The 22,597-nt window shown below is 69.7% G+C and carries 23 protein-coding genes; 15 read left to right on the forward strand and 8 right to left on the reverse strand.

Features of this window, described 5'->3' with window-relative positions; translation table 11 throughout:
• Positions 1-16 precede the first annotated feature (16 nt).
• From JJ691_RS18335 to JJ691_RS18345, 3 genes are all read left to right on the forward strand, one after another.
• A complete protein-coding gene (locus JJ691_RS18335) occupies positions 17-1,426 on the forward strand; it encodes a phosphatidylinositol-specific phospholipase C domain-containing protein (protein ID WP_211769963.1) in 1,410 nt (469 codons plus the stop codon).
• Positions 1,427-1,593: 167 nt separating this feature from the next.
• Entirely contained in the window at positions 1,594-3,066 is a 1,473-nt protein-coding gene (locus tag JJ691_RS18340; protein WP_211769964.1) for a carbohydrate binding domain-containing protein, read from the forward strand.
• 19 nt (positions 3,067-3,085) lie between these two features.
• A complete protein-coding gene (locus JJ691_RS18345; protein WP_211769965.1) occupies positions 3,086-4,321 on the forward strand; it encodes a chitinase in 1,236 nt (411 codons plus the stop codon).
• A 332-nt stretch (positions 4,322-4,653) separates the two neighbouring features.
• On the opposite strand, the gene JJ691_RS18350 is transcribed toward JJ691_RS18345, so the two are convergent.
• Positions 4,654-5,616: a helix-turn-helix transcriptional regulator gene (locus JJ691_RS18350; protein WP_211769966.1), complete on the reverse strand. Its 963-nt coding sequence runs from the start codon at positions 5,614-5,616 to the stop codon at positions 4,654-4,656.
• Positions 5,617-5,914: 298 nt separating this feature from the next.
• Here JJ691_RS18350 and JJ691_RS18355 point away from each other — a divergent pair, with 298 nt between their 5' ends.
• Complete coding sequence (locus JJ691_RS18355; RefSeq protein ID WP_211769967.1) at positions 5,915-6,937, forward strand: lysylphosphatidylglycerol synthase transmembrane domain-containing protein; 1,023 nt, start codon at positions 5,915-5,917, stop codon at positions 6,935-6,937.
• Here the strand turns inward: JJ691_RS18355 and JJ691_RS18360 are convergent.
• Complete coding sequence (locus JJ691_RS18360) at positions 6,892-7,653, reverse strand: PIG-L deacetylase family protein (RefSeq protein ID WP_211769968.1); 762 nt, start codon at positions 7,651-7,653, stop codon at positions 6,892-6,894. The two genes, JJ691_RS18355 and JJ691_RS18360, sit on opposite strands and share 46 nt — an antisense overlap.
• A 131-nt stretch (positions 7,654-7,784) precedes the next feature.
• Here JJ691_RS18360 and JJ691_RS18365 point away from each other — a divergent pair, with 131 nt between their 5' ends.
• Both JJ691_RS18365 and JJ691_RS18370 read left to right on the forward strand, forming a co-directional pair.
• A complete protein-coding gene (locus JJ691_RS18365) occupies positions 7,785-8,201 on the forward strand; it encodes a ribonuclease domain-containing protein (protein WP_211769969.1) in 417 nt (138 codons plus the stop codon).
• A gap of 158 nt (positions 8,202-8,359) precedes the next feature.
• A complete protein-coding gene (locus tag JJ691_RS18370; protein WP_211769970.1) occupies positions 8,360-8,605 on the forward strand; it encodes a hypothetical protein in 246 nt (81 codons plus the stop codon).
• 28 nt (positions 8,606-8,633) lie between these two features.
• Here the strand turns inward: JJ691_RS18370 and JJ691_RS18375 are convergent, their stop codons facing one another.
• Entirely contained in the window at positions 8,634-9,842 is a 1,209-nt protein-coding gene (locus tag JJ691_RS18375) for an alpha/beta hydrolase (protein ID WP_211769971.1), read from the reverse strand.
• 84 nt (positions 9,843-9,926) lie between these two features.
• Here JJ691_RS18375 and JJ691_RS18380 point away from each other — a divergent pair, with 84 nt between their 5' ends.
• Positions 9,927-10,367, forward strand: coding sequence for a MarR family winged helix-turn-helix transcriptional regulator (locus JJ691_RS18380; RefSeq protein ID WP_211769972.1), 441 nt, complete (start codon positions 9,927-9,929; stop codon positions 10,365-10,367).
• Here JJ691_RS18380 and JJ691_RS18385 read toward each other — a convergent pair whose 3' ends face one another.
• Positions 10,368-11,345: a helix-turn-helix domain-containing protein gene (locus JJ691_RS18385; protein ID WP_211769973.1), complete on the reverse strand. Its 978-nt coding sequence runs from the start codon at positions 11,343-11,345 to the stop codon at positions 10,368-10,370. It lies immediately after the preceding gene.
• A 340-nt stretch (positions 11,346-11,685) separates the two neighbouring features.
• Between JJ691_RS18385 and JJ691_RS18390 the strand changes: the two genes are divergently transcribed.
• A complete protein-coding gene (locus tag JJ691_RS18390) occupies positions 11,686-12,831 on the forward strand; it encodes an HNH endonuclease signature motif containing protein (protein WP_211769974.1) in 1,146 nt (381 codons plus the stop codon).
• A 279-nt stretch (positions 12,832-13,110) separates the two neighbouring features.
• On the opposite strand, the gene JJ691_RS18395 is transcribed toward JJ691_RS18390, so the two are convergent.
• Positions 13,111-14,133, reverse strand: coding sequence for a cation diffusion facilitator family transporter (locus tag JJ691_RS18395; RefSeq protein WP_211769975.1), 1,023 nt, complete (start codon positions 14,131-14,133; stop codon positions 13,111-13,113).
• Positions 14,134-14,170: 37 nt separating this feature from the next.
• Here JJ691_RS18395 and JJ691_RS18400 point away from each other — a divergent pair, with 37 nt between their 5' ends.
• Positions 14,171-14,527, forward strand: a complete 357-nt coding sequence (locus JJ691_RS18400; protein WP_211769976.1) for an ArsR/SmtB family transcription factor — start codon at positions 14,171-14,173, stop codon at positions 14,525-14,527.
• Here JJ691_RS18400 and JJ691_RS18405 read toward each other — a convergent pair.
• The gene (locus tag JJ691_RS18405) at positions 14,524-16,422 is read right to left on the reverse strand and encodes a potassium transporter Kup (RefSeq protein WP_249228016.1); all 1,899 of its coding nucleotides are present in this window, start codon (positions 16,420-16,422) and stop codon (positions 14,524-14,526) included. The genes JJ691_RS18400 and JJ691_RS18405 overlap by 4 nt on opposite strands.
• Positions 16,423-16,631: 209 nt before the next feature.
• Here JJ691_RS18405 and JJ691_RS18410 point away from each other — a divergent pair, with 209 nt between their 5' ends.
• Positions 16,632-17,078: a pyridoxamine 5'-phosphate oxidase family protein gene (locus tag JJ691_RS18410; protein WP_211769977.1), complete on the forward strand. Its 447-nt coding sequence runs from the start codon at positions 16,632-16,634 to the stop codon at positions 17,076-17,078.
• Here JJ691_RS18410 and JJ691_RS18415 read toward each other — a convergent pair.
• The gene (locus JJ691_RS18415) at positions 17,075-17,392 is read right to left on the reverse strand and encodes a putative quinol monooxygenase (RefSeq protein ID WP_211769978.1); all 318 of its coding nucleotides are present in this window, start codon (positions 17,390-17,392) and stop codon (positions 17,075-17,077) included. The two genes, JJ691_RS18410 and JJ691_RS18415, sit on opposite strands and share 4 nt — an antisense overlap.
• Positions 17,393-17,522: 130 nt before the next feature.
• Here JJ691_RS18415 and JJ691_RS18420 point away from each other — a divergent pair, with 130 nt between their 5' ends.
• Both JJ691_RS18420 and JJ691_RS18425 read left to right on the forward strand, forming a co-directional pair.
• Entirely contained in the window at positions 17,523-18,122 is a 600-nt protein-coding gene (locus JJ691_RS18420; protein ID WP_211769979.1) for a class I SAM-dependent methyltransferase, read from the forward strand.
• A 100-nt stretch (positions 18,123-18,222) separates the two neighbouring features.
• Positions 18,223-19,518 (forward strand): DUF4232 domain-containing protein, encoded by a 1,296-nt coding sequence (locus JJ691_RS18425; protein ID WP_211769980.1) that lies wholly within the window; start codon positions 18,223-18,225, stop codon positions 19,516-19,518.
• Position 19,519: 1 nt separating this feature from the next.
• On the opposite strand, the gene JJ691_RS18430 is transcribed toward JJ691_RS18425, so the two are convergent.
• Positions 19,520-19,900, reverse strand: a complete 381-nt coding sequence (locus tag JJ691_RS18430) for a winged helix-turn-helix transcriptional regulator (RefSeq protein WP_211769981.1) — start codon at positions 19,898-19,900, stop codon at positions 19,520-19,522.
• 122 nt (positions 19,901-20,022) lie between these two features.
• Here JJ691_RS18430 and JJ691_RS18435 point away from each other — a divergent pair, with 122 nt between their 5' ends.
• From JJ691_RS18435 to JJ691_RS18445, 3 genes are read left to right on the forward strand one after another with little or no spacing between them, the layout of a single operon-like run.
• Positions 20,023-20,742: an alpha/beta hydrolase gene (locus JJ691_RS18435; protein WP_211769982.1), complete on the forward strand. Its 720-nt coding sequence runs from the start codon at positions 20,023-20,025 to the stop codon at positions 20,740-20,742.
• Positions 20,743-20,793: 51 nt separating this feature from the next.
• Entirely contained in the window at positions 20,794-21,885 is a 1,092-nt protein-coding gene (locus JJ691_RS18440; RefSeq protein WP_249228017.1) for a sensor histidine kinase, read from the forward strand.
• The gene (locus JJ691_RS18445) at positions 21,886-22,530 is read left to right on the forward strand and encodes a response regulator (protein ID WP_211769983.1); all 645 of its coding nucleotides are present in this window, start codon (positions 21,886-21,888) and stop codon (positions 22,528-22,530) included.
• Positions 22,531-22,597: the final 67 nt, after the last annotated feature.

The following is a 22,597-nucleotide window of genomic DNA, read 5'->3' on the forward strand; positions in this document are numbered from 1 at the left end:
CCCATGGAGGAAGACCATGCGGCATCCCGCCGTGCTCGCGTTGGCCACGCCCCTGCTGCTGCTCACGTTCGCCGGGACGGCGCCGGCCCAGCCGTCCTCGTCGACCGACGCGTTCAACAGCCTCACCGCGGAGAGCCACCCGGACTGGATGGCCGGCCTGCCGGCGCAGGCCAGCCTGGCGGCGCTGAGCATCCCCGGCACGCATGACACGCTCGCCATCCACGGTGGGCTGCTGCCGGCCTTCTACGAGGCCCAGGAGGACCACGGCGACAGCGCGGCGACCCTGGACGCGCAACTGGCCGCCGGCATCCGGGCGATCGACATCCGGGTGCGGGTGGTGAACAACGACACCGCCTTCGCCGTCCACCACACCGATGTGTACCAGAACGCGAACTTCGACGACGTGCTGACGCACGCCCGGAACTTCCTGTCCGCGCACCCGGGCGAGACCGTGCTGATGGACCTGCACGGCGAATGCGACGGCGACTCCACCGAGGGCGGCAGCGGCAGCGGCTCGATCGGGCACTGCGCCGACGATCCGTCCACCATCACGCAGGCCGACCGGACCCGGATCTTCAACGACTACGTGTCCCGCTATCCCGGCCTGTTCTACGCGCCCACGGTGACCGGCGCCAGCACCGCGGACATGCCGACGGTCGGCCAGGCGCGCGGGCACATCGTGCTGACCACGTTCACCGGGCCGCGCGGCCAGGTCTACGGCGGCTACGGCCTGACCCAGCTGACCACCGGCGACTGGGGCCAGTACGTGGAGAACGACTGGACGCAGTGCGACGTCAACAGCAAGTTCGGCGAGGCCCAGGCCAACATGGCCAAGGCCGACACCGCCACCGCGATGTACACGACGTACCTGTCGGCGAACTGCTCGCCGTTCGGCGCGGACCCGGAGGACATGGCCAAGGGCATGAATCCGCGCACCGTCGACTACCTCAACAGCGGGGCCACCAGTCATGTCGGTGTCGTGCTGACCGACTTCCCGGGCCACGCCCTGGTCTCCGCGCTGATCCGGCAGCAGTCCGGCCTGCTGGCCGGGCCGGTGCCGTCGGGCATCGCCGGCAAGTGCCTGGACGACTACAACTCCGCAACTGCCCCGGGCGCGACCGTGGACCTGTGGGACTGCAACGGAACCGGCGCGCAGCAGTGGACCGTGATGCCGGACCGCACGCTGCGGACCGCCGGCCTGTGTCTGGACGTGACCGGCGGCGGCACCGCGAACGGCACCCACGTGCAGCTGTGGACGTGCGGCGGCGGCAGCAACCAGCAGTGGACCTCCGGCCCGAACGGCTCGCTGGTGAGCGTGCAGTCCGGCAAGTGCCTGGACGACCCGGGCGCGTCCACGGCCAACGGCTCGCAGCTGATCATCTGGGACTGCGGCGCGGGGGCCAACCAGCGGTGGACGCTGCCGTAGTCCACAGTGGAGAGCGACTAATCGGTCATTTCCCTTGCCAACAGGGCGGACCACCGGGCCCGGTGGTCCGCCCCCAGCTTTTTCCCAGTCGGCGGGCTCTTGACGGGGACAGGTGGTCTAGTCCACTTTCGGGGGAGCACTCCACGGCCGCCCGTCGGAGGTAACACATGCCGTCCCTGTCACGCATCCGCCTCGGCATCGCGGTGGCGCTGGCCGCCGCCATGACCGCCCTGCTCACGGCCGCCCTGACGCTGGCCCCGTCGGCCACCGCGGCCACCAACCTGGTCGCCGACGCCGGCTTCGAGTCCGGCCTGACCGGCTGGACCTGCGACGCCGGCACCGCGACCACGGTGTCGACGCCGGTGCACGCCGGCACGAAGGCCCTGGCCGGCACGCCGTCGGCCAGCGCCACCGCCCAGTGCACGCAGACGATCAGCGTCGCCCCGAACAGCGCGTACACCCTGACCGCGTTCGTCCAGGGCTCCTACGTCTATCTCGGCGCCACCGGCACCGGCGTCAACGCCAGCACCTGGACCCAGTCCGCTCCGTCGTACCAGCAGCTCAGCACCACCTTCACCACCGGGGCGTCGACCACCTCGGTCACGGTGTTCGTGCACGGCTGGTACGGCCAGCCCACGTACTACGCCGACGACGTCACGCTCACCGGCCCGGCCGGCGGCTCGACCCCGCCGACCAGCACCACCACGACGACGACCACGACCACCACGGTCGCGCCGCCGCCGAACACCGGCTGGAGCCACCCGGTGTACCTGATGCCGCTGGACAACACCCCGCCGTCGATCGGCGACATCGTCAACGGCTCCGGGGAGAAGGAGTTCAACCTGGCGTTCGTGCTGGACTCCGGCGGCTGCACGCCGGCCTGGGACGGCAACGCCAACCAGTTGGTGGCCAACGACACCGCGGTGGCGGCGCAGATCAACGCGATCCGCGCGGCCGGCGGCGACGCGGCGGTGTCCTTCGGCGGCTACAACGGAACGGAGCTCGGCAGCACCTGCGGCAGCGCGAGCGCGCTGGCCGCCGCCTACCAGCAGGTGATCACCAAGTACCAGCTCAAGCACGTCGACTTCGACTACGAGAACGGCGCGCTGGACACCAACACCGCGGTCCGCTTCGGAGCCATCGCCATCCTGGAGCGCGACAACCCGAATCTCGTTGTCTCGCTGACGATCCCGATGACCACGGTCGGCTTCCCGGGCAGCGGCACCGACGAGATCCGCCAGGCGGTGGCCGCCGGCGCGCGGCTGGACATCGTCAACATCATGGACTTCGACACCGGCCTGACCAGCGGCACCGAGGTGGCGCAGACCGAGAACATCGCCACCACCGCGGTTTCCCAGCTGGCCTCGATCTACGGCTGGAGCACGGCCACCGCCTGGGCGCACCTGGGCCTGCAGTTGATGAACGGGCACAGCGACCAGCCCAGCGAGCTGTTCACCCAGGACACGTTCACCCAGCTGCTGGCCTTCGCCCAGGCCAACCACCCGGCCTGGTTCTCGTTCTGGTCGGTCAACCGCGACTTCCAGTGCCCGGCCGGCGTGCCGGAGAACTGGGCGCCCGGCACCTGCAGCAACATCACGCAGGGCGCCTACGACTTCACCAAGATCATCGTTCGGTACTGAACCCCTGCGAGGTGTCGCGATGAGATCCTTACGCACCAAGGCGGCCTGGCCGGCGGCGGCCGCCGGCCTGCTGCTCACCCTCGGTCTGGTCGGCTACGCCGGCGCGGCCAGCCAGGCGGTCGCCGCCCCGGCCGCGACCGGCTACGGCGTCGCGCCGTACGTCGACATGACCAACAACCAGGAGCCGATGCTGAACGCCGCGATCAGCGGCGCCGGCCTGAAGGCGTTCACGGCGGCGTTCGTGATCGGCAGCGGCTGCACCCCGATCTGGGGTGACACGCTGCCGGTGACCAACGACCCGACCGTGAACGGGGAGATCTCCGCCGCGCAGTCGGCCGGCGCGCAGGCGATCGTCTCCTTCGGCGGGGCCGGCGGGGTCGAACTGGCCCAGTCCTGCACCGATGCCAACTCGCTCACCTCGGCGTACCAGACCGTGGTGAACACGTTGCACGTCAACCACATCGACTTCGACGTGGAGGGCGCGGCGATCGCCGACACCGCCTCGGTCAACCGGCGGTTCGCGGCGATCAAGAACCTGGAGAGCGCCAACCCCGGACTGGTCGTCTCGGTGACGATTCCGGTGCTGCCCAACGGTCCCGACAACTACGGGCAGTCGTTCCTGCAGGCCGCCAAGTCCGACGGCGCGCGGCTGGACCTGATCAACATCATGACCATGGACTACTACGGCAGCTGGGACAGCAACCCGCAGATGGGGTCCTACGCCACCCAGGCCGCCACCGCCACGCTCAACTTCGCCCGCGGCCTCTGGTCGTCCGACACCTACGGCAACATCGGCATCACCCCGATGATCGGCCAGAACGACGACGCCGCCGAGATCTTCACCCTGGCCGACGCCCAGACCGTGGTGAACTTCGCCAACGCCAACGGAATCGGCCGTCTCGCCTTCTGGTCGGTCGACCGCGACCAGCCCTGCGGCGGCGGTGTGAGCGGCCTCCCGTCGTGCAGCAACATCGGTCAGTCCAAACTGGACTTCAGCAAGGCCTTCGACGCCTACAACGGCGGTGGCGGCGGTGGCGGCACACCGCCGCCGACGACCACTACCACCACGACGACCACGCCGCCCGGTGGCGGCGGCTGCTCCGGCATCGCCGCGTGGGACACCAACACCGCCTACGTGCCGGGCAACGTCGTGTCCTACAACAGCCACAAGTGGACGTCGCTCTACTGGTCCACCGGCGTGACGCCGGGCTCGGCCATCGCCTGGAACATCTGGCAGGACAACGGAGCCTGCTAGCTCGACCGTGCGGACGTGGGTCGCGCCGAGGTCCCGCAGCCTGGTGACCTCGGCGTCGACCCGCGGCCCGCGGTCGGCCACCGGCGTGCCGGGCGGGGACTGCTTCCCGTCCCGGTGCAGGCGGTTCGTTTTCTGGATGGTGTCGTCGCTGAGCAGGGATGACAAGGGTTCGTTCGGTGTGCTGCCAGGTGGGGTTCCCAGCGGGCAGATTGGGCTTGGCCATCAGGGCCATCCGGGTCGGCCGGTCCAGACCCCGCCGGCCTTCCACATCCCTGTGGTACAGACTCCGGGCTGTCCTCCCCCCGGGCTCGGAGTCTGCACCGGGGTACGGGTCACGGAACATGGCGCAGCAGTGTCCGGGACGGCGGGTGGCCGTAGGCGCGCTGGTAGTGGCGGGCGAAGCGGCCGGGATGGAAAAAGCCCCAGCGGGCCGCGATCTCGGTCACCGTGGCCCCGAGGGTCGGGTCGGTGGTCAGGAGTTCCTGGTGGGCGTGGTGCAGGCGGACGTCGCGGAGGTAGCCCATCGGGGTGGTGGCGCGGTGGCGGCGAAAGGCGTACTGGAGGGCGCGGATGGTGACGTGCGCGGCGGCGGCGATGTCGGCGACGGTGAGGTCGTGGTGGGCATGATCGTCGACGAACGCCATGGCACGTCGCAGGGTGGCGGGGTGGGCGTCGTGGCGGTCCTCGGTGGTGGGGTCGGTCAGGGCGGTGCTGGGGAAGGTGTTCAGCACCGTCGCCGCCAGCAGTTGGGGTGCGGTGGAGGCGATCAACGGGGCGTCCCCGACGGTTGGGGCGGAGATGACGTGGTCGCGCAGGAAGGTGATGGTGTGCAGCAGGTGCTGGCCAGCGGCCGGGGTGATCGGCCGGAAGCCGGTCAGTCGCACCGGGGAGTCGGTGCGGCCGGGCGCGGTCGCGGCGACCTGGGACAGCAACGCCGGCTCCAGCAAGGTGATGCTGAACCGCGCACAGCATTCGCGGCCGGCATAGGGTCGGTCGGGTTGGGCGGCTAGAAACACCTCACCCGGGCCGTGGCTGTCCCGCACACCCTCGGTCTCCACATGGGAGAAGGCCCCGGACTCCACCCCGAACAAGGCGACACGGCCCAATGGCTCGACGGCGTAGTCCGCCTCGAAGCTGTAGTCGAGCACATCCAGTGCGATCGGCCCCAACCTGTTCTGGGTGAGCCGCAGCCGGTTCTGATCTTGGGAGCGGGTCGTGAACCGTATCGACGCGTACCTCCTGGCGATCAATTCCTCGATCTCGTCGAGATTGCGGCATTCGACGACCAGTCCCATGGTTTCCCGCCGCTGGTGTGAGGGTCAGCGCGCCTCCCGGTCGGCAGGGAGCGGGGTGGCTTGGGAAGGCACCCTACGCGGTTCGGTGCGGGTGTGGTTGCGCCGCCCGGGCGACGCGGCACCGGTGCGCGCGGCCTACCGTCGCCGCTGTCAACTCTTGGCCGTTATGGGTCGCCAACAAGGACTTCCTGCGCTGGTACGACCCACCGACATGTGCGAGACGGTGGCCACAGCACGCCAGTTCCGGAAATTGATTTGCCGACGATGCCGTTGACCTTGGTGAGCGAGGGAGGCGGCGATGGCGACCATCGGCTGGGCTCAGGCCCATGAGGAACGCAAGCCCTTCCCGTGGCGCGCTGTCCTGCACTGGGCCGTGGTCGGGACCGCCCTGGGCTGGGTGGCATGGCGGATCCCGGGCATGGTGAGTCAGTTCACCGAGACCGGTGTGCACGTGGATCACGTGCGATGGGGCTGGCTGCTGGTGGCCGTGCTGAGCGGGGCCGGGGCGCTGGCGGTGTATGGCGAGCTGCACCGGAAGCTGCTGGTCGTGGGCGGCGTCTCGCTGCCTTCGGGCACGGTGCAGGGCATCAACTTCGCGCAGAACGCGGTGTCGACGACGGTGCCGGTGGTCGGCGGGGCAGGATCGCTGGGCTACGGCATCCAGCAGCTGCGCCGCAGAGGCGTGAGCGGGCCGGTGGCGGCCTGGTCGGTGTTGATGGCCGGGCTGATCACCAGCGTCTCGCTGATCGTCATCGGCGCGCTCGGGCTGGCCATCGCCGGCGAGCTGCCGGCTGTCGTGGCCGTGCCGATCGCAGTGGTCCTCGGCGGCGGCACCTTCGGCGCGTGGCAGTTGCTGAGCCACCCGGCCGTGCTGCGGCACGGCCTGCTCTGGATCACGCCGCGACGCTGGGCCGCCCGCGCCGAGTCGGCGGCGATCCGCCTGTCCGACAACGTCGCCTCACTGCGCCCGAACGGCCGTGAATGGCCGGTGCTGGTGGCGGTGGCCCTGCTGACCTGGGTCCTGGATTTCGTGACGCTGGTAGCCAGCGTGCTCACCGTGGACGTGCAGATCCCGTGGGCCGCGCTGGTGGTCGGCTTCCTGATCGTGCAGGGCAGCATCGCACTGCAGATCCTCCCCGGCGGCGCGGGCCTGGCCGAGACCGGCCTGCTCGGGGTGCTGCTGAGCGCCGGCATCGCCGCCGCCCCGGCCGGCGCGATCGTGCTGTTCTACCGGGCCATCACGTGGCTGGGCCTGGCGGTCATCGGCTGGGCCGTCTACGCCTTGCTGCCGCGACGGCTCTCCTCCACGAACCACTCGTAGCCGAGCAGCAGGCCGAACAGGGCCGTCGGCATCTCGACCAGCAGCCGCATCACCGCGGCCAGCCGGCCGCCACCGTAGACCTGGGACCGGTGCATGGCCAGCGCGGACTGCTTCTGCGCGGCGTACTTGCGCACGGAGATCCGGTGCGTGATCGCGTCGGACGGGCTGAACGCCTTGGACCAGACCTCGGGATCGTGCCCGAACGGCACCCGCAGCAGCCGGCCCAGCCGCATCATCCGCACCACGAAGTCCCGGGGCACGGTGGCCTCCAGCACCCGGACGCCGCCGGCCAACTCGGCCGCGCGCTGGCCGACGACGTGCACCTTGAGGTGGTCACGGTGTCGGTAGCCGCCGTTGACGTCATAGCTGAGCAGCAGATCGGCCCCTTCCTCTTGGAGCAGGCGGGCCAGCCGGCCGGCGGCCTCCTCGACGTCGGCTCGGGCGAAGCGCTGCCGGTCGGGCGGGTCGGGGTAGAGCACGGGGCCGTGGCCGCTGTCGGCGTAGCCGAGGTGCACCACCCGGTGCGCGCCGAGCACGTGGGCGCTGGCCCGCAGCTCCAGCATCCGCTGCGGCTGCCCCTCGTCGGCGGCGACCATGGAGTCGGTGGCCACCACAATCACCACCCGGTGCCCCTCGGCCGCCGCGCGAGCCAGCGTGCCGCCGGTCAGCAGGACCTCGTCGTCGGGATGCGCGTGGAACGCCACCAGGGTCGCCATCGCCCGAGTCTGCCCGACGCGGGTCAATTCCGACAAAACCGAGGCGTTCACAGAAATCCAGTGAATTAAACTCACATTCAATTCGGGATCATTCGCCCCGACAGCACCATACCGCGCTACCGTCGCTGACCATGTCCCGAACCGTGAAAGCCCTGCTGGCCCTGGTCTTCGCCGTCGTCGGCGTGACCACGGCCGCGACGCCCGCGCTGGCGTCGCCCGTCGCGGCGCACAGCGTGCTCGCCTCCTGCGGCGACACCTCCGGCTACCAGCACGTCGCCCTGTCCAGCCTGCCGGCGCAGGCCGCCGACACCGTCAAGCTGATCGACCAGGGCGGGCCGTTCCCGTACCCGGGCAAGGACGGCTCCGTGTTCACCAACGTGGAGCAGATCCTGCCGATCTGCGCCAAGAGCTACTACCACGAGTACACCGTGCCCACCCCGGGCGCGCCCAACCGCGGCGCCCGCCGCATCGTCACCGGCGAGGGTGGCGAGTTCTTCTGGACCGGCGACCACTACGCGACCTTCCAGCTGATCAACCGCGACTCCTGAGGCGTTCGGGGCCCCCGCCGCGGCGGGGGCCCCTTTATGTCGGGATCGTCCCCGTGTCCCTGGAGTGCCAACAGAATCGACCCGTTCGGGCCAGCCGCACCGGCGTAGCATCGATCCTCGAAGGGCTGCGCGTCTCGACAGCGAAGAGGTGAGGCAGCATGTTCTCGGAGCGGGTTGTCGAGCGGTATCGGTTCACCTGCGCCCGGTGCGGCGAGCACTCGGACGACGTCTACCAGGTGACGCATGTGACCGATGCCGAAGGGGACACCTTTTCCTTCTACAGCCACGGGGGTCACCCGTGCGAGTCGCCGGCCGCCGAGGAGACGATGTGTCCCGGCTGCCACTGCGGCCCGGTCCACGTAGGACTGCTGTCCCGTGCGGCTTGGCGGGACATCCCGACCTAGAAGCATCCCAAGTGGACGTACCACCCGTTCAGTCCCTGGCCGACCACCAGGTGGGCAGCGCACTGCCGGTGTCGACCCGGCCGCTGGCGCGCATGTAGAAACGGGCATCCCGGCCCGGCTCGGCGAGTTCGCCGGACAGGGCCCGGGACAGCCAGTCGGCGGCGTAGCCGATGACCTCGCCGGCGACGCCGCCGAGCGGGTGAAACTCGTTCTCGTAGACCCGAATCTCCTTGGGAGCGCGGATCTTCTCGTACGACTCGACGACCTGGTCCAACCGGCTGAGCTCATCGAACTCGCCGATGCCGATCAGCACCGGGCACTCGACGTCGGCGACGAGGTCGCCCAGTGGCAGCCCGGCGGCCAACTCCCGGTCGAAGGCCGACTCGTCGTCATAGCCGGCCATGGCCATGAAGTTGGCCTTGAAGCTGGGCTGGGCCCGTTCGAAGATCGTGGTGAAGTCGCCGGTGACGCCCTCGAAGCTGGCCAGCGCGGCCAGCCGGCGGTCGGTGGCGGCGAGGCGGTGGCCCCAGTAGCCGCTCATGCTGATGCCGAACATGCCGATCCGCGCCGGGTCGACCTCGTCCAGCTCGGACAGGAAGTCGACGAACCGGCTCAGCGCCTGCTCCACAGTGGACAGACCGAGGACAACGCCGGTCTCACGAGTCTCCCCCTGCCCCGGCCCGTCGACCGACAGCGCGACGATTCCCCTTGAGGTGTAGTGCTTCCGTGCGATGGCGATGAAGTCTTCCTTGATCATGTCCATGCCGGGGCCGAGGATCACGGCCGGGGCATTGCGCACCGGGCCGGCCGGCAGGTGCAGCAGGCCGTGGAGGTGGCCGTCACCGAACGGCAGCCGGACCCGCCGCACGCCGGCCTCGTCCACACAGCGATTGACCCGCTGGCGGAACGCCGCCTTGCGCGGGTCGGCGACGTCGCGGATGGTGTAGTTCGCGTGACCCCACAGCAGCGCGGCCCGCGCGTACAGGCCCTCGGCCGTGTGCTGGAAGCCTCCGGCCTGATGGTGCGCTGCCCGGCGTTCGGTCTGCGCCGCCACGTCCGCCCAGGCCTTCGGCATCATCGCCCCGCTGCGGACCTGCGAGAACACTTTGTCGAAGTCGGTGTGGTCGACGCCGAACTCCTCCATGATCCCGCGCGCCTGCGGGTGCAGCGCGTCGAAGCCGCCCTGCGCGATCGCCGCGTCCAACGCCCACGCCTGCCCTTGCGCCCGTGCCGTCATCGCCGACTCCTAAGTCCTTAATGATTAAGTACTTAGTAGCTAAGCACTGTGCTACCTTGGGCGTCAACCGTGAGGAGGATCCCGATGGTCGACCGCGCGCAGGCCCTGGACGACTTCGGCCGGGCCGTCTACACGCTCAGCGCCGCCGACGCCCGGCTACGCGGGCGCGCCACCCGCGTGCCCGGGGCGCTGTCGTTCCCGCACGCCCGGGCCCTGCGGGTGCTGGCCGAGATCGGCCCCCTCACCATCAGCCAGCTCTCCGGCCACACCGAGACCAGCGGCGCCGCCGTCACCCAGCTGGTCAACGGCCTCGTCGCCGCCGGCTACGTCACGCGGGAACGCACCGAGCAGGACCGGCGATCGGTGGTCGTCGCCATCACCGCCGAAGGCCGCCAGCGGCACACTGTCCGCCAGCGGCTGCTCGCCGATGCTTTCGAGAAGACGTTGGGAACGCTCAGCACGGAACAGGTCGTCGCCACCGCTGACGTGCTGCGGCAGCTGGCTGATCTCTACGACCAGCTGTAGCTACTGGTTGAGCGCCTTGGCGATCCACTCCTGCGTGGCGGCCGCACGGTCCGGATCGGGCTTCGGCGTGCCGTTGATCGTCGCCACCAGGGTGAGGTACCGGCTGAGCATGGTCACGCCGGTCAGCCTGGACAGAACCTTCGCCGACTCGTCACGGTCGTAGGCCATCATCCGGCGGCGCGTGGCGGCGGCGTCGTGCTCACCGGTGATAGCCGCCGCGAACTCCGCCGTGTCGGCGGCCATGCGTTCCGCGATGTCCTTGGCCTGCGGGGAATCCGCGGGCACTCCGGCCTGCTGCGCCGCCTGCGCTTCCAGGAACAGGTCCCGCCGCTTCTCGACGCGGGCCATCATCTCCGGGGTCGTCAGGCGGCGGGCCTGGTCGGTGCTGAAGCCGGCATGGAGGCGGTCCCGCATCTTCGTGCGGAACTCCTCGTCCTGCACGATGTCGGCCAGCTCGATCCAGGCCTCCAGCTGCTCGGTCTCCGGCGCCTCGGGCAGGTGCGGCCGCATCTGGTGCAGCCGCTCAACATAGGTGGGGTGGACGTCCAGGCCCTCGGTGACAGCGTCCCAGAACTCGTCGATGATCCGGTCGCGGTCGTCGTCCGACATCGACACCAGCTTGTGCATCAAGCTCACCTGCTCCTTGGTCGTTCGCTGCCGCACGATCGTCCGCAACACCGCCCGGCGGGCCCGGAGCTGCCCCAGCTGCCGCTCCACCAGGTCCAGATGCGTCTCGGCGAGTTCCGGCAGCGCCAACTGCTCCCCCAGGATGCGGCGGATCTCCTCCAGGCCCGCACCCAGCTCGCGGAGTGTTCGCACCAACTCCAGTTTCGCGATCGCCTGCACGTCATAGCGTCTGAAGCCGCCGTCCGTGTGCTCCGACGGGGCGACGACACCCTCGTCGGCGTAGTACCTGATCGCGCTCACAGTCAGGCCGGTGCGGCGGGCCACGTCTCCGATGGCGTAGAACTCGGTCACGGGGACCACTATGGGATCTCAAGCGGCTTGAGAGTCAAGGGGTGGTGGGGTGGGAGTGGGGGCGCTGTGTGGAGTGGGGGTGTGTTGCGTTTGGAGGGTGGGATTTTTGGGTGGCTCCGGGTGGATTTTGCGTGGAGCCTCTGGGCGATGGCATCGAGGCAAAGAAGCGGGCAGGCTGCGCCTGCCTCGATCGCCGACAGCTTATGCCATCGCCCCCCTCCACGCAAAATCCCCCTCCGAGGTAAGCGGCGAGGGTCCTTGGGGTGGAATGGTTGGGAAAGGGCTTGAATTCACCCATTAGTGATTCGAGTTCGATCATGTGTGCGAGTATTCTGGAGGCATGAAGGAAATCACCCGAGAGCTGGAGTCCATGCAACCCTCAGGGGTGATGGTGGATCTACTCCTGGGTGTGGATGTGGAGAATCTTGCCGATGATCAGAAGCTCACTCTGCTGATCGCGGCTCGTAAGGCGATGGCGGCTCTCCACTACGTCGAGCTCAGCCTGGTTCGGGGAATCGAGGACACCGCCGAGATCGCCATGGCTATTCGCGAGCCGGAGCAGTCCGTGGTTCGCCAGAAGGAATACAGCGACGTCCTGGACCGGCTACCCCGGTGCGCGGAGCTACTGAGGCGTGGGGAGATCGACCCCCGCCGACTCAAGACCGTCGACGACCGAGTGGTCCACCTGACCGACCCCGAGCTGATCTCCCAAGTGGACGAGGCCCTGGCGGACGTGGCCCCCGGCCTGACCCGCACCCAGCTGGCTCGCCGCGCGACCAAGGCCGCGGCGGAGGCTGACCCTCTCGGCTATGACCAGCGCCGTCTGAAGGCTCGCGAGGACCGGCGGGTGGAGTTCACTCCGCTGCCCGATGGCATGGCCCAGCTCAGTATCGTCCTGCCGGCCATCGACGCCCGCCAGGCCTACGACATCCTGACCTGCGACGCCCGCTCGCTACCCAAGGACGACCGCACCACCGACCAGAAACGCGCCGACGCCTTCCTCGACCGCTTCCTCGGCTATGGAGTGGACCGCAAAGTCCAGGTCCACGTCACCATCTCGTTGGAGACCCTGATGGGCCTGACCGAGGATCCCGGCCTGCTCGACGGCTACGGCCCGATCGCCGCCGACTCCTCTCGCGAACTGGCCATGCACGGCCCTTGGCGCGGTCTGCTCCTCGACGAGTACGACCGCGCCGACGCCTTGAGCAGGGAGAAGTACCGCCCCACCGCCAGAATCAAAGAATTCTCCGAGCTCAGCGCCGGCGGAGTCTGCTCAGCACCCGGCTGCACCACACCCATCCAAGAGATCGACCACACCATCCCCTGGCCCCAGGGCAAGACCAACGCTGCCCAACTCAAGGGCTACTGCGCCCATCACCACCACCTGAAACACGGCGACTACACGGTAACCCTGAACCAGGACGGAACCCTCCACTGGCGCACCCCACTAGGCCGCCACTACACCACCCAGCCCCACCAGTACTGACCCACCCACTCCACCCGTTCTTTGACAACTCCACAGCGAAACCAGCACAGAATCCCCAAGAACCCTTAACCATTCGGCTCGGAGGGTGGATTTTGCGTGGAGGGGGGCGATGGCATACGCTGATCCGCGAATCGAGGCAGGCGCAGCCTGCCCGATGACGCCTCGATACGCCATCGCCCAGCGGCTCCGCGCAAAATCCACCCGGAGCCACACAAAAACCCCACCCAAAGCCACCCAACAACCACCCGGAGAAACCCCAAAAAACTCACCCAACAACCATCAGCGATGATGCGCCAGAGTCTCGTGCGCATCCCCCGCCCGCACCGCCGGCTCGGTGTGCACAGTCGCGGCCGCCAACCGCGACACCGCATGCACCAACTGGTGTTCGACATCGTGAGCAATCCGATGCGCCCGCTCAACGGTGAGCCCGGCATCCACTGTCACGGCGAGTTCAGCCCGAAGCACATGCCCGATCCACCGCATCCGCACATCCCCGACCCCGACCACACCCTCCACGCCACCCGCGGTCCGCTCAGCGAGATCGATCACCGCAGGGTCGACCGCGTCCATGAGGCGACGGAACACCTCACGGGCCGCATCCCGGAGCACGAACAAAATCGCCACCGTGATGCACAACCCGATGATCGGGTCGGCGAGCGGGAATCCGACGGCCACTCCCCCGGCACCGAGCACGACGGCGAGTGACGTGAAGCCATCGGTCCGGGCGTGCACACCGTCGGCAACCAGAGCCGCGGAGCCGATGCGCCGACCGACGCTGATGCGGTAGCGGGCCACGATCTCGTTGCCCAGGAAGCCGATCACCCCGGCGACCGCGACCACCCACAAATAGCCGACGGGCTGCGGGTGGACAAGCCGGTCGATCGCCTGCCACGCGGCGACCACCGCCGAGGCGGCGATGATCACCACCACCACGACGCCGGCGAGGTCTTCGGCGCGGCCCAGGCCGTAGGTGTAGCGGCGGGTCGCGGCGCGGCGGCCGAGCAGGAACGCGATGCCCAGCGGCAGGGCCGTGAGCGCGTCGGCGAAGTTGTGGATCGTGTCGCCCAACAGCGCGACGGAGCCGCTGAGCAGGACCACCGCGAGCTGCAAAACAGCGGTGACGATCAACACGGCGAAGGACCAGACCAGGGTCCGCAGCCCTTGCCGGCTGGTCTCCAGCGCGGTGTCCACGCGGTCGGCGGAGTCGTGGCTGTGCGGCTTCAGCACGTGCCGCAGCCGCCGCCACCGCGAATGCCCGTGCCCGTGGCCGTGCCCATGACCATGTCCGTGTTGCTGGCTCACGTTGCCAGGATGCGCTGCTCAGGAGCAATATGCAAGCATGTGCGCGCACAAGAACATGGCAGGTGCCAGCGGTTCGCACCAGCAAGTCGACGGCGAACGGCTCGGCATCGCCGCCGACGTGCTGGGCCACCTGGCCGACCCGACCCGGCTGCACCTGCTGCACCTGCTCAGCGACGGCGAGCAGGACGTCAGCACGCTGACGGCCCAGGTTCCCGCGTCACGGTCCTCGGTGTCGCAGCACCTGGGCCGGCTCCGCCTCGCCGGGCTCGTGCAGGCCCGGCGGGACGGCCGCCGCATGCTGTACCGGATCACCAGCGATCACCTGGCGGGCCTGGTCGAGGAGGCCCTGGGCTACGCCGACCACGCCGTGCTGGGCATTCCCCACCACCGCTAGATGTCGACCCGGGTGCCCATCACCACGGTCCGCTCCACCGGCAGCCGGAAGTACACCGCCGGGCTGGCGGCGTTGTGGGCCAGGCCGGTGAACAGCATCTTCTGCCAACGCGGCATGCCCTTGCGCGGCCCGACCTCGATGCTCACCCGGGACAGGTAGTAGAACGCCGCGTCGGGGTCGACCTCCAGCTCGGAGGTGAGCAGGAAGGCGTCCCGCAGCGCGCCGGGAATGTCCTGGTCGTCCTGGAAACCGAAGCGCACGGTCAGGTGCACGATGCCGTCGTCGGTCTGGTGCAGCGAGTCCACGCTGAACCGCTCGTTGCGCGGCACGTGCGGCACGTTCTCCGGGATCACCGTCACGACCACCACGTCCTCGTGCACCACGCCGTTGAACTCGAAGTTGGCCCGCAGCGCCAGCGGCACGGTTTCCTTGTGCGGATGGGGAAACACCGCTGTCCCCGGCACCCGGACCGCCTCGCCGTCACGCAGCTCGTCCACGAACTCCGCCATCGAGCCCTCGAGCTCGGTGCGCCGCGCGGTGACGACCCGCCGCCCGCGTTGCCACGTCAACATCACGGTCACGACCAGGGCTCCGAGCAGCAGCGGCAGCCAGCCGCCGTGCACGACCTTGGTCAGGTTGCCGGCCAGGAACGTCAGCTCCAGCCCGCCGAACACCACCCCGACCAGCGTCAGCTGCCACCACTTCCAGTGCCAGGCCGCGCCGGCCAGCACCAGGAACAGCGACGTGGTCAGCAGCAGGGTGCCGGTGACCGCCAGCCCGTACGCCGTCGACAGCGACTGCGAGGAGCCGAACGTCACCGCCAGGATCAGCACCCCGGCCAGCAGCAGCCAGTTGATGCCGGGCACGTAGATCTGCCCGCTCTCCTCCCGCGAGGTGTGGCGGACGGTCAGGATCGGCAGGAAACCCAGCTGCACCGCCTGCCGGGCCATGGAGAACGCGCCGGAGATCACCGCCTGGGACGCGATCACCGTGGCCGCGGTGGCCAGCACGATCAGCGGGATCTGGGCCCAGCCCGGGGCCATGATGAAAAACGGGTTCGACACCGCGTCCGGGCGGCTCAGGATCAGCGCCCCCTGGCCGAGGTAGTTCAGCGTCAGCGCGGGGAAGGCCACGAAGAACCACGCTTTGCTGATCGCCGCCCGGCCGAAGTGGCCCATGTCGGCGTACAGCGCCTCGGCGCCGGTGATGGCCAGCACTACCGCGCCCATCGCCACGAAGGCCAGGAACGGGCGGTCGACAAAAAAGGCGATGGCCGAGGTCGGCGACAGCGCCAGCAGGACGCCGGGCCGGGCCACGATCCACGGCACCCCGAGCAGCCCGATGACCACGAACCAGAGCAGCATGATCGGCCCGAAGAATCGGCCGACCCGATGCGTGCCGAACCGCTGGGCCAGGAACAGCAGCACCAGGATGGTCACGCCGATCGGCAGCACGACCTCCTTGATCTCCGGCGACACCACCTCGATGCCCTCCACCGCCGAGAGCACCGAGATCGCCGGTGTGATGACGCTGTCGCCGAAGAACAGCGAGCCGCCGATCACCCCCAGCAGCACCGCCGTCGCCACCATCGTGGTCCGGCCGGCCACGCTGCGCCGGATCAGCGCCGCCAGGGCCATGATGCCGCCCTCGCCGTCGTTGCCGGCCCGCATCACGAACACCACGTACTTGACCGACACGATCAGCAGCACGGCCCAGAAGACCATGGAGATCACGCCGTACACGTCGTCCGGCACCGGCCGGATCGCCCCGTTGTCCAGGGCGAACACGGTCTGGATGGAGTACAGCGGGCTGGTGCCGATGTCGCCGAACACGACGCCGAGCGCGCTCACCGCCAGCGCGGCCATCCCGGTGCGATGGTGTCCCTCGTTGCTCACGCGTCCAGTCTGCCTGGGCGGACCCGATCAAGCCTCCCGACACACGGCCGTTAAGAAGACGTCCATATTGCCGTGCGGAACCGGCAAAGCAGGACCCGACCTCGACGCGATCCAGACATGGGATGTCCTCCCGCCGGCGATACGGTGATTCCGGATGAACGGAAGGAGTCGTCATATGGACGACGCTGTCCGACACTAGGCTGTCGGCCATGACGGCGGACGTTCTTCCCGACGCGGCAACCCCTTTCGGCCAGCGGGTGCGCAAGCGCCTCGGCGACGACACGGTGATCTGGATCGTCACCGTCGGCGCGGACGGCCGACCTCAGCCCAACCCGGTGGGGTTCTGTCGGGACGGCGGTCCGGACAGCGCCGAGTTCGTCATCTACAACCGGCCCGACGCCCACCGGCTCAAGCACCTGCGGGACCGGCCGGACCAGGTCTCGTTCCACTTCGACAGTGACGGCCACGGTCAGGACATCGTGGTGCTGCACGGCCGGGCGGTCGTCGACCAGAGCCATCCGGCCATGCACGAATGGCCGCCCTACGTCGAGAAGTACGGCCCGGCGGTGGCCCGTTTCGCCGGTGACATCACCGAGTTCAGCCGGACCTACTCGGTCGCGCTGCGGGTGACGATCACCGGCGTGCGCGGCATCTAGACCAGAAAGGACGACAGGTCGAACGGCTCGGTGTCGCCGGTCCAGGCGGTGGCGTCCATCTTGATGTCCATTGTGGACGTCGCCGCCAGCACCGCGCGCAGGTGCGGCGCCTCGGCGTGGGCCCGCAGGCCGGCCTCGTCCCGGTAGATCTCCAGCGAGTGCAGGACACGGGGATCCCGGAAGTCGGCGGTGATCTTGTACTCGACGACGCCCGGTTCCTTGAGGGTCTCGACCCGCGAAGCGGTCAGCAGCTCGGCCAGGCGGTCGCGGTCGGACCGGTCGGCGAGCGTGGTGGTGACGCTGATGATTATCACCGCTCCATTCGACACTGACCGACGGCCCGTCCCGTAGCTCGATCCTCTCGTCTCGCTGCCTTATCCACCCGACGAGGACGCGCGGGCGCTCATCGCTGGCATTCCGGCGGTATCCGTGGTGCCCTAGGGCATGCCCACGTTGCTGAGGCGAGCCCTGGACGCCGCGTTCGGCCACCCGCGCGGCGTCGCCGGCCGGGTCGGCGGCTCGATCATGGCGTTCGGCAACCGCGACCAGGAGCGGGCCGCCATCGGCCTGGCCGCCCTGAGCTCCGGCGAAGTGGTGCTGATCGTCGGGCACGGGCCGGGCGTCGGCATGGCCCTCGCGGCAGTGTCGGTGTCACCCGGCGGTCACGTCATCGGCGTCGACCCGTCCCCGCTGATGCGGGCCATGGCCGCCGAGCGCTGCGTGCGGTGGATCCGCTCCGGCGACCTCGAAGTGCGGCCCGGTTCGGCGGAGAACACCAACTGTGCCAACGAAAGCATCGACGTCGCGATCTCCGTGAACAACGTGATGCTGTGGGATCGCCCCGCCGGGTTCACCGAGCTCCACCGGGTGCTGCGGCCCGGTGGCCGGCTGGTGGTCACCGTGCACCGCCACGTCCTGGACTGCGAGCCCACGCGGCTGTGCGAGCAGGCCGCGGCGGCCGGGTTCCTCGACATCCGCCTCAACACCCGCGACCGCCGCGCCATCAGCCCGGCCATCGAGCTGGTGGCGCGCCGCATCCAGTGACTTCGGGCAGACCCGTTGCCCTGCGGGACGCCGTGTTCTGCCAGGCGGCTGCCCGCCACGACCTGTCAGCGACAAAGCTTCCGCCCGTACGGTCGGGCCCGTGACTTCACCGGAACCCGACTTCGCGGCCGTTGTGGTCGCACCCGGCGCCACGGCCACCACCCGCCTGACCATCCGCAACGACAGCGAGATCGTGGAGGCTTACACCTTCGAGGTGGTCGGTCCGTGCGCGCCGTGGGCCGTGGTCGAACCCGAGCGGCTGCGGCTGTACCCGGGCACTTCCGAATTCGTCACCGTGAGACTGACCCCGCCGCGTTCGCCCGAGGTGCGCGCCGGCGAGCTGCCGCTGGCCGTGCGGGTGCTGCCCGCGCAACGGCCCCGGCTGGCCACCGTGCCCGAGACGACCGTGACCATCGAACCGTTCACCCAACTCACGGCCGCCCTGGCGCCACGGCGAAGGCGCGCCGCGTGGCGGGCCAACTTCCACGTCCGGTTGGCCAACCAGGGCAACACGCCGATCGATGTCGGGCTCGACGCCTCCGATCCCGGTGAGGAGCTGCGCTACGGCGGCGTTCCGTCGAGCACCGCGCTGCGCCCGGGTGAGGACGCCGAGGTGCGGCTGCGGGTGCGCGGGGCGAGTCCGATCTGGTTCGGCCGGCCGGTGACCAGCCCGTTCCAGGTCACCGCGACGCCCAAGGACACCCAGGAATCGAAGGAACTAGACGGCGAACTCGTCCAGACCGCCCTGCTGCCCCGCTGGCCGCTGGCGTTGCTGCCCGTGTTGCTGGCACTGGTGTTGGTGTGGTTCACGCTGGTGCGTCCCGCCGTGGACAGCGCGGCCAAGCCGGTAGCCGATTCACCTTCTCCGACAACGCAGTCCCAGTCCAGTGCGCCGGCCGCGGCTGCGCCCCAGGGTGGAGGCACGTGCCACGCCGCTGACCTGTCGGCCGCCCTGGGCCCGAAGATCGAGGTGCCGGTGGACGTGCAGGGCCAACTCGGCGACGCGGGCGTGCACTACACGGTCAATCTGGTGTGGACAAACAACTCCGGCCACCCGTGCACGATGCGCGGCTTCCCCGGGGTCGACGTGGATGGTCCAGACCATGGGGCATCCGGCGGCCCGAAGTACTCACTGCCCCGCACCACGGACACCCCGGCCGCGGTCTCGCTCGCCCCGGGCGCGAACGCGCACTCCACGATCCGCTACATCGATCCGACCGGTTCCCAGCCCGATTCCCAGTCCGGCCAGCTGTGGACGCCGACGCACCTCGAGGTGACCCCGCCGGACGAGACCACGCACCTGTCCGTGCCCTGGTCGACCGGCACACCGGTGTACCAGAGCCCGCAGGAGGGAATCGCGGCCGCCAGCGTCACTCCCGTCATCGCCGGCCCCTGAGTCAGGGAGTCGGTCGGGCGTCGTACCGGGCGCGAGCTTCGTCGATGCGGGCCAGGTGCGCGATGCTCCAGTCCAGCAGGGGCAGGGTCGCCGTGCGGAGCGTCCGGCCCATCGGGGTGAGCTCGTAGCTGACATGCGGCGGCATGACGTTGTGCACCGTCCTGGTCAGGATGCCGTCGCGTTCCAGGCTGCGCAGGGTGACGGTGAGCATGCGCTGGCTGATGCCGTCGATCTCGCGCTTGAGCTCGGTGAACCGGCGCGGCCCCGCGCTGAGCCGGCGCACGACCAGCAGCGACCACTTGTCCCCGACGATGTCCAGCACGGCCCGGGTCCGACAGCCGTCGGCCGACGTCTGGTCCGGCTCGCCCGCGGTGGCGGCCATGGTCACCTCCAGGGAACCGGGGCACCGAAATGTGCCTTATTGCCTGATCCGCGCCGGGCGAACCAGAATCGTCACGGTTATCGAACAGAACCGAGGCACGAATAGTAACCGATAGGACGGTCATGTCGACATTTCTGCTGGTTCACGGCGCCTGGCACAGTGGACGGTGCTGGGACCGGGTGGCGCCGCTGCTGGAATCCGCCGGGCATCAGGTGTTCGCGCCCTCGCTGACCGGCTACGGCGACAAGGCGCATCTGCTCGGTCCGGAGGTGGGGCTCGACACGCACGTCGACGACATCGCCGAGCTGATCGAGCGCGAAGACCTCACTGATGTGGTGCTCGTCGGGCACAGCTACGCGGGGCTGGTCATCTCGTCGGTGGCCAACCGGGTTCCGGACCGGATCGCGCACCTGGTCTACCTCGACGCCATGGTCCCCGAGGACGGCGAGACCGCGATCGACGTCATGCCCATCAGCCAGCGGCTGATCGACCAGGCCGGCGACGGCTGGCGCATCCCCCCGTTCCCCGAGCAGGCCCCGCCGCTCGGCCTGTTCGGGGTCACCGACCCGGCGGACATCGCCTGGCTGCGCACGATGCTCTCGGACCAGCCGGTGCGCTGCCTGCAACAGCCGGTGCGGCTGGACAACCCGGCCACCGACGCGATTGCGCGCACGCACATCCACTGCGTCGGCACCCGGCCGGCCGGCATCGTCCGGCGGCCGGTTCCCCCGACCCAGCCCAACGGTTCGCCGGCCCGGGTGTGGGAACTGCCGACCGGCCACGACTGCATGATCACCATGCCGGCCGAGCTGAGCGAGCTGCTGCTCAAGGTCGAGCACTAGCGATACCGGGTCCGATGGTCCCCGCCGGTGGGGACTCAGTAACCTGCCGCCATGCCGATGCCGAGGGTGCTGCGCCTGCGGGACCATGAGATCGCCCTCGGTGTGACGGTGCTGGCCTTCATCCCGCCGCTGGCGGCGCTCGGGGGCGAGTTCGGGGATCTGCCGCGGCGGCCGGCCGATGCGCTGGCGGTGCTGCTGGTGCTGGGCCAGACGGTGCCGCTCGCGGTGCGCGGGCGGTGGCCGGCGCTGTGCCTGGCGGTGACGGGAATCGCGTTCGCCGTGCACGAATCGATGGGCTATCCGCAGAACATCGCCGCCATCGGCCTGTACATCGCGCTGTACAGCGTGGGTTCGCTGCAGAACCGGCACCGGATGGCGCTGGCGATCGCCGCGACCGCGGCCTACGTCGCGTTCGCGGCGGTGTTGGCCTGGTTGGGATCGCCGGACCGGATGCTCGACTCAGCCGTCTTCTATGTGGCGCTGGCGGCCTGGTGGCTGCTCGGGGCGTTCGTTCGCCGGCGACGGCAGGACGAGGTGGAGCGGCGGCGGCTGGCGGAGCTGGCGGCGGCGGCCGATGAGCGGGCGCGGATCGCCCGTGAGCTGCACGATGTCGTCACCCATCACGTGACCGCCATGGTGGTGCAGGCCGACGCCGCCCAGTTCGTGAGCGAGCCGGCCGAGGCGTTGACGGCGATCAGCGGCTCCGGCCGCCTGGCCCTGCGCGAGCTCCGGCACCTGCTGGACGTGCTGGAGGCCACCGGCGCCGCCGGCACGGTGGCCGAGCTGGTCGAGCAGACCCGGGCCGGCGGCCAGCCGGTGGAGCTGATCGAGGACGGCGACCGCGGGTCGGTGAACCCCGGCGTGGAGCTGGCCCTGTACCGCGTAGTACAGGAGGCGCTGACCAACGCCGTGAAGTACGCCGCCGGCAGCCGGACCGTGGTTCGGGTCGGCCGCACCCCCGACGCCGTCGACGTCGAGGTCACCACCGCCGAGTCCCGGCTCCATCCCGAGGCCCAGGGCGGCGGCCGGGGCCTGGACGGCTTGCGGGAACGGGTCGCCAAGGTCGGCGGCTCGCTGGAGGCCGGTCCCCGAGCCGACGGCGGCTTCGTCGTCAGCGCCCGTATCCCCACCGGAAGTGGATAGATGATCCGCCTGCTCATCTGCGAGGACCAGGCCCTGGTCCGCGCCGGCTACGTGACGATCTTCAACGCCCAGCCGGACATGACCGTCGTCGGCGAGGCCGCCGACGGGCGCGAGGCCGTCTCCAAGGCCCGGGAGCTGCGGCCGGACGTGGTCGTGATGGACATCCGGATGCCGCAGCTCGACGGCATCGAGGCGACCCGCCAGCTGGCCGGCCCCGGCTCGGCCGAGCCGATGCGGATCCTCGTCGTCACCACCTTCAACGTCGACTCCTACGTCTACGACGCGCTGCGCGCCGGGGCCAGCGGCTTCCTGCTCAAGGACGCCCCGCCGCCGGAGCTGATCAACGGGGTCCGCACCGTCGCCCGCGGCGAGTCGCTGCTCTCTCCAGCCGTCACCCGGACCTTGATCGGCCGCTTCGCCGACCGGATCCGGCCGACGGCGGAGCCGATCACCACGCTGACCACCCGCGAGCAGGAGGTCACCAAGCTCATCGCCGAGGGCCTGTCCAACGCCGAGATCGCCGAGCGGCTGGTGATCAGCGCCGAGACCGTGAAGACCTACGTGTCCCGCATCCTGACCAAGCTGGACCTGCGGGACCGGGTGCAGATCGTGGTGCTGGCCTACCGCACCGGGCTGGTCTCGTAGCTCCCGTGGGGGACAGCCGATTGCCCACCCCACGGTGACGATCACAGGCCGGTGTCGACCGTAGTTT

This window comes from Kutzneria sp. CA-103260 (assembly GCF_018263855.1).
Lineage (GTDB): Bacteria > Actinomycetota > Actinomycetes > Mycobacteriales > Pseudonocardiaceae > Kutzneria.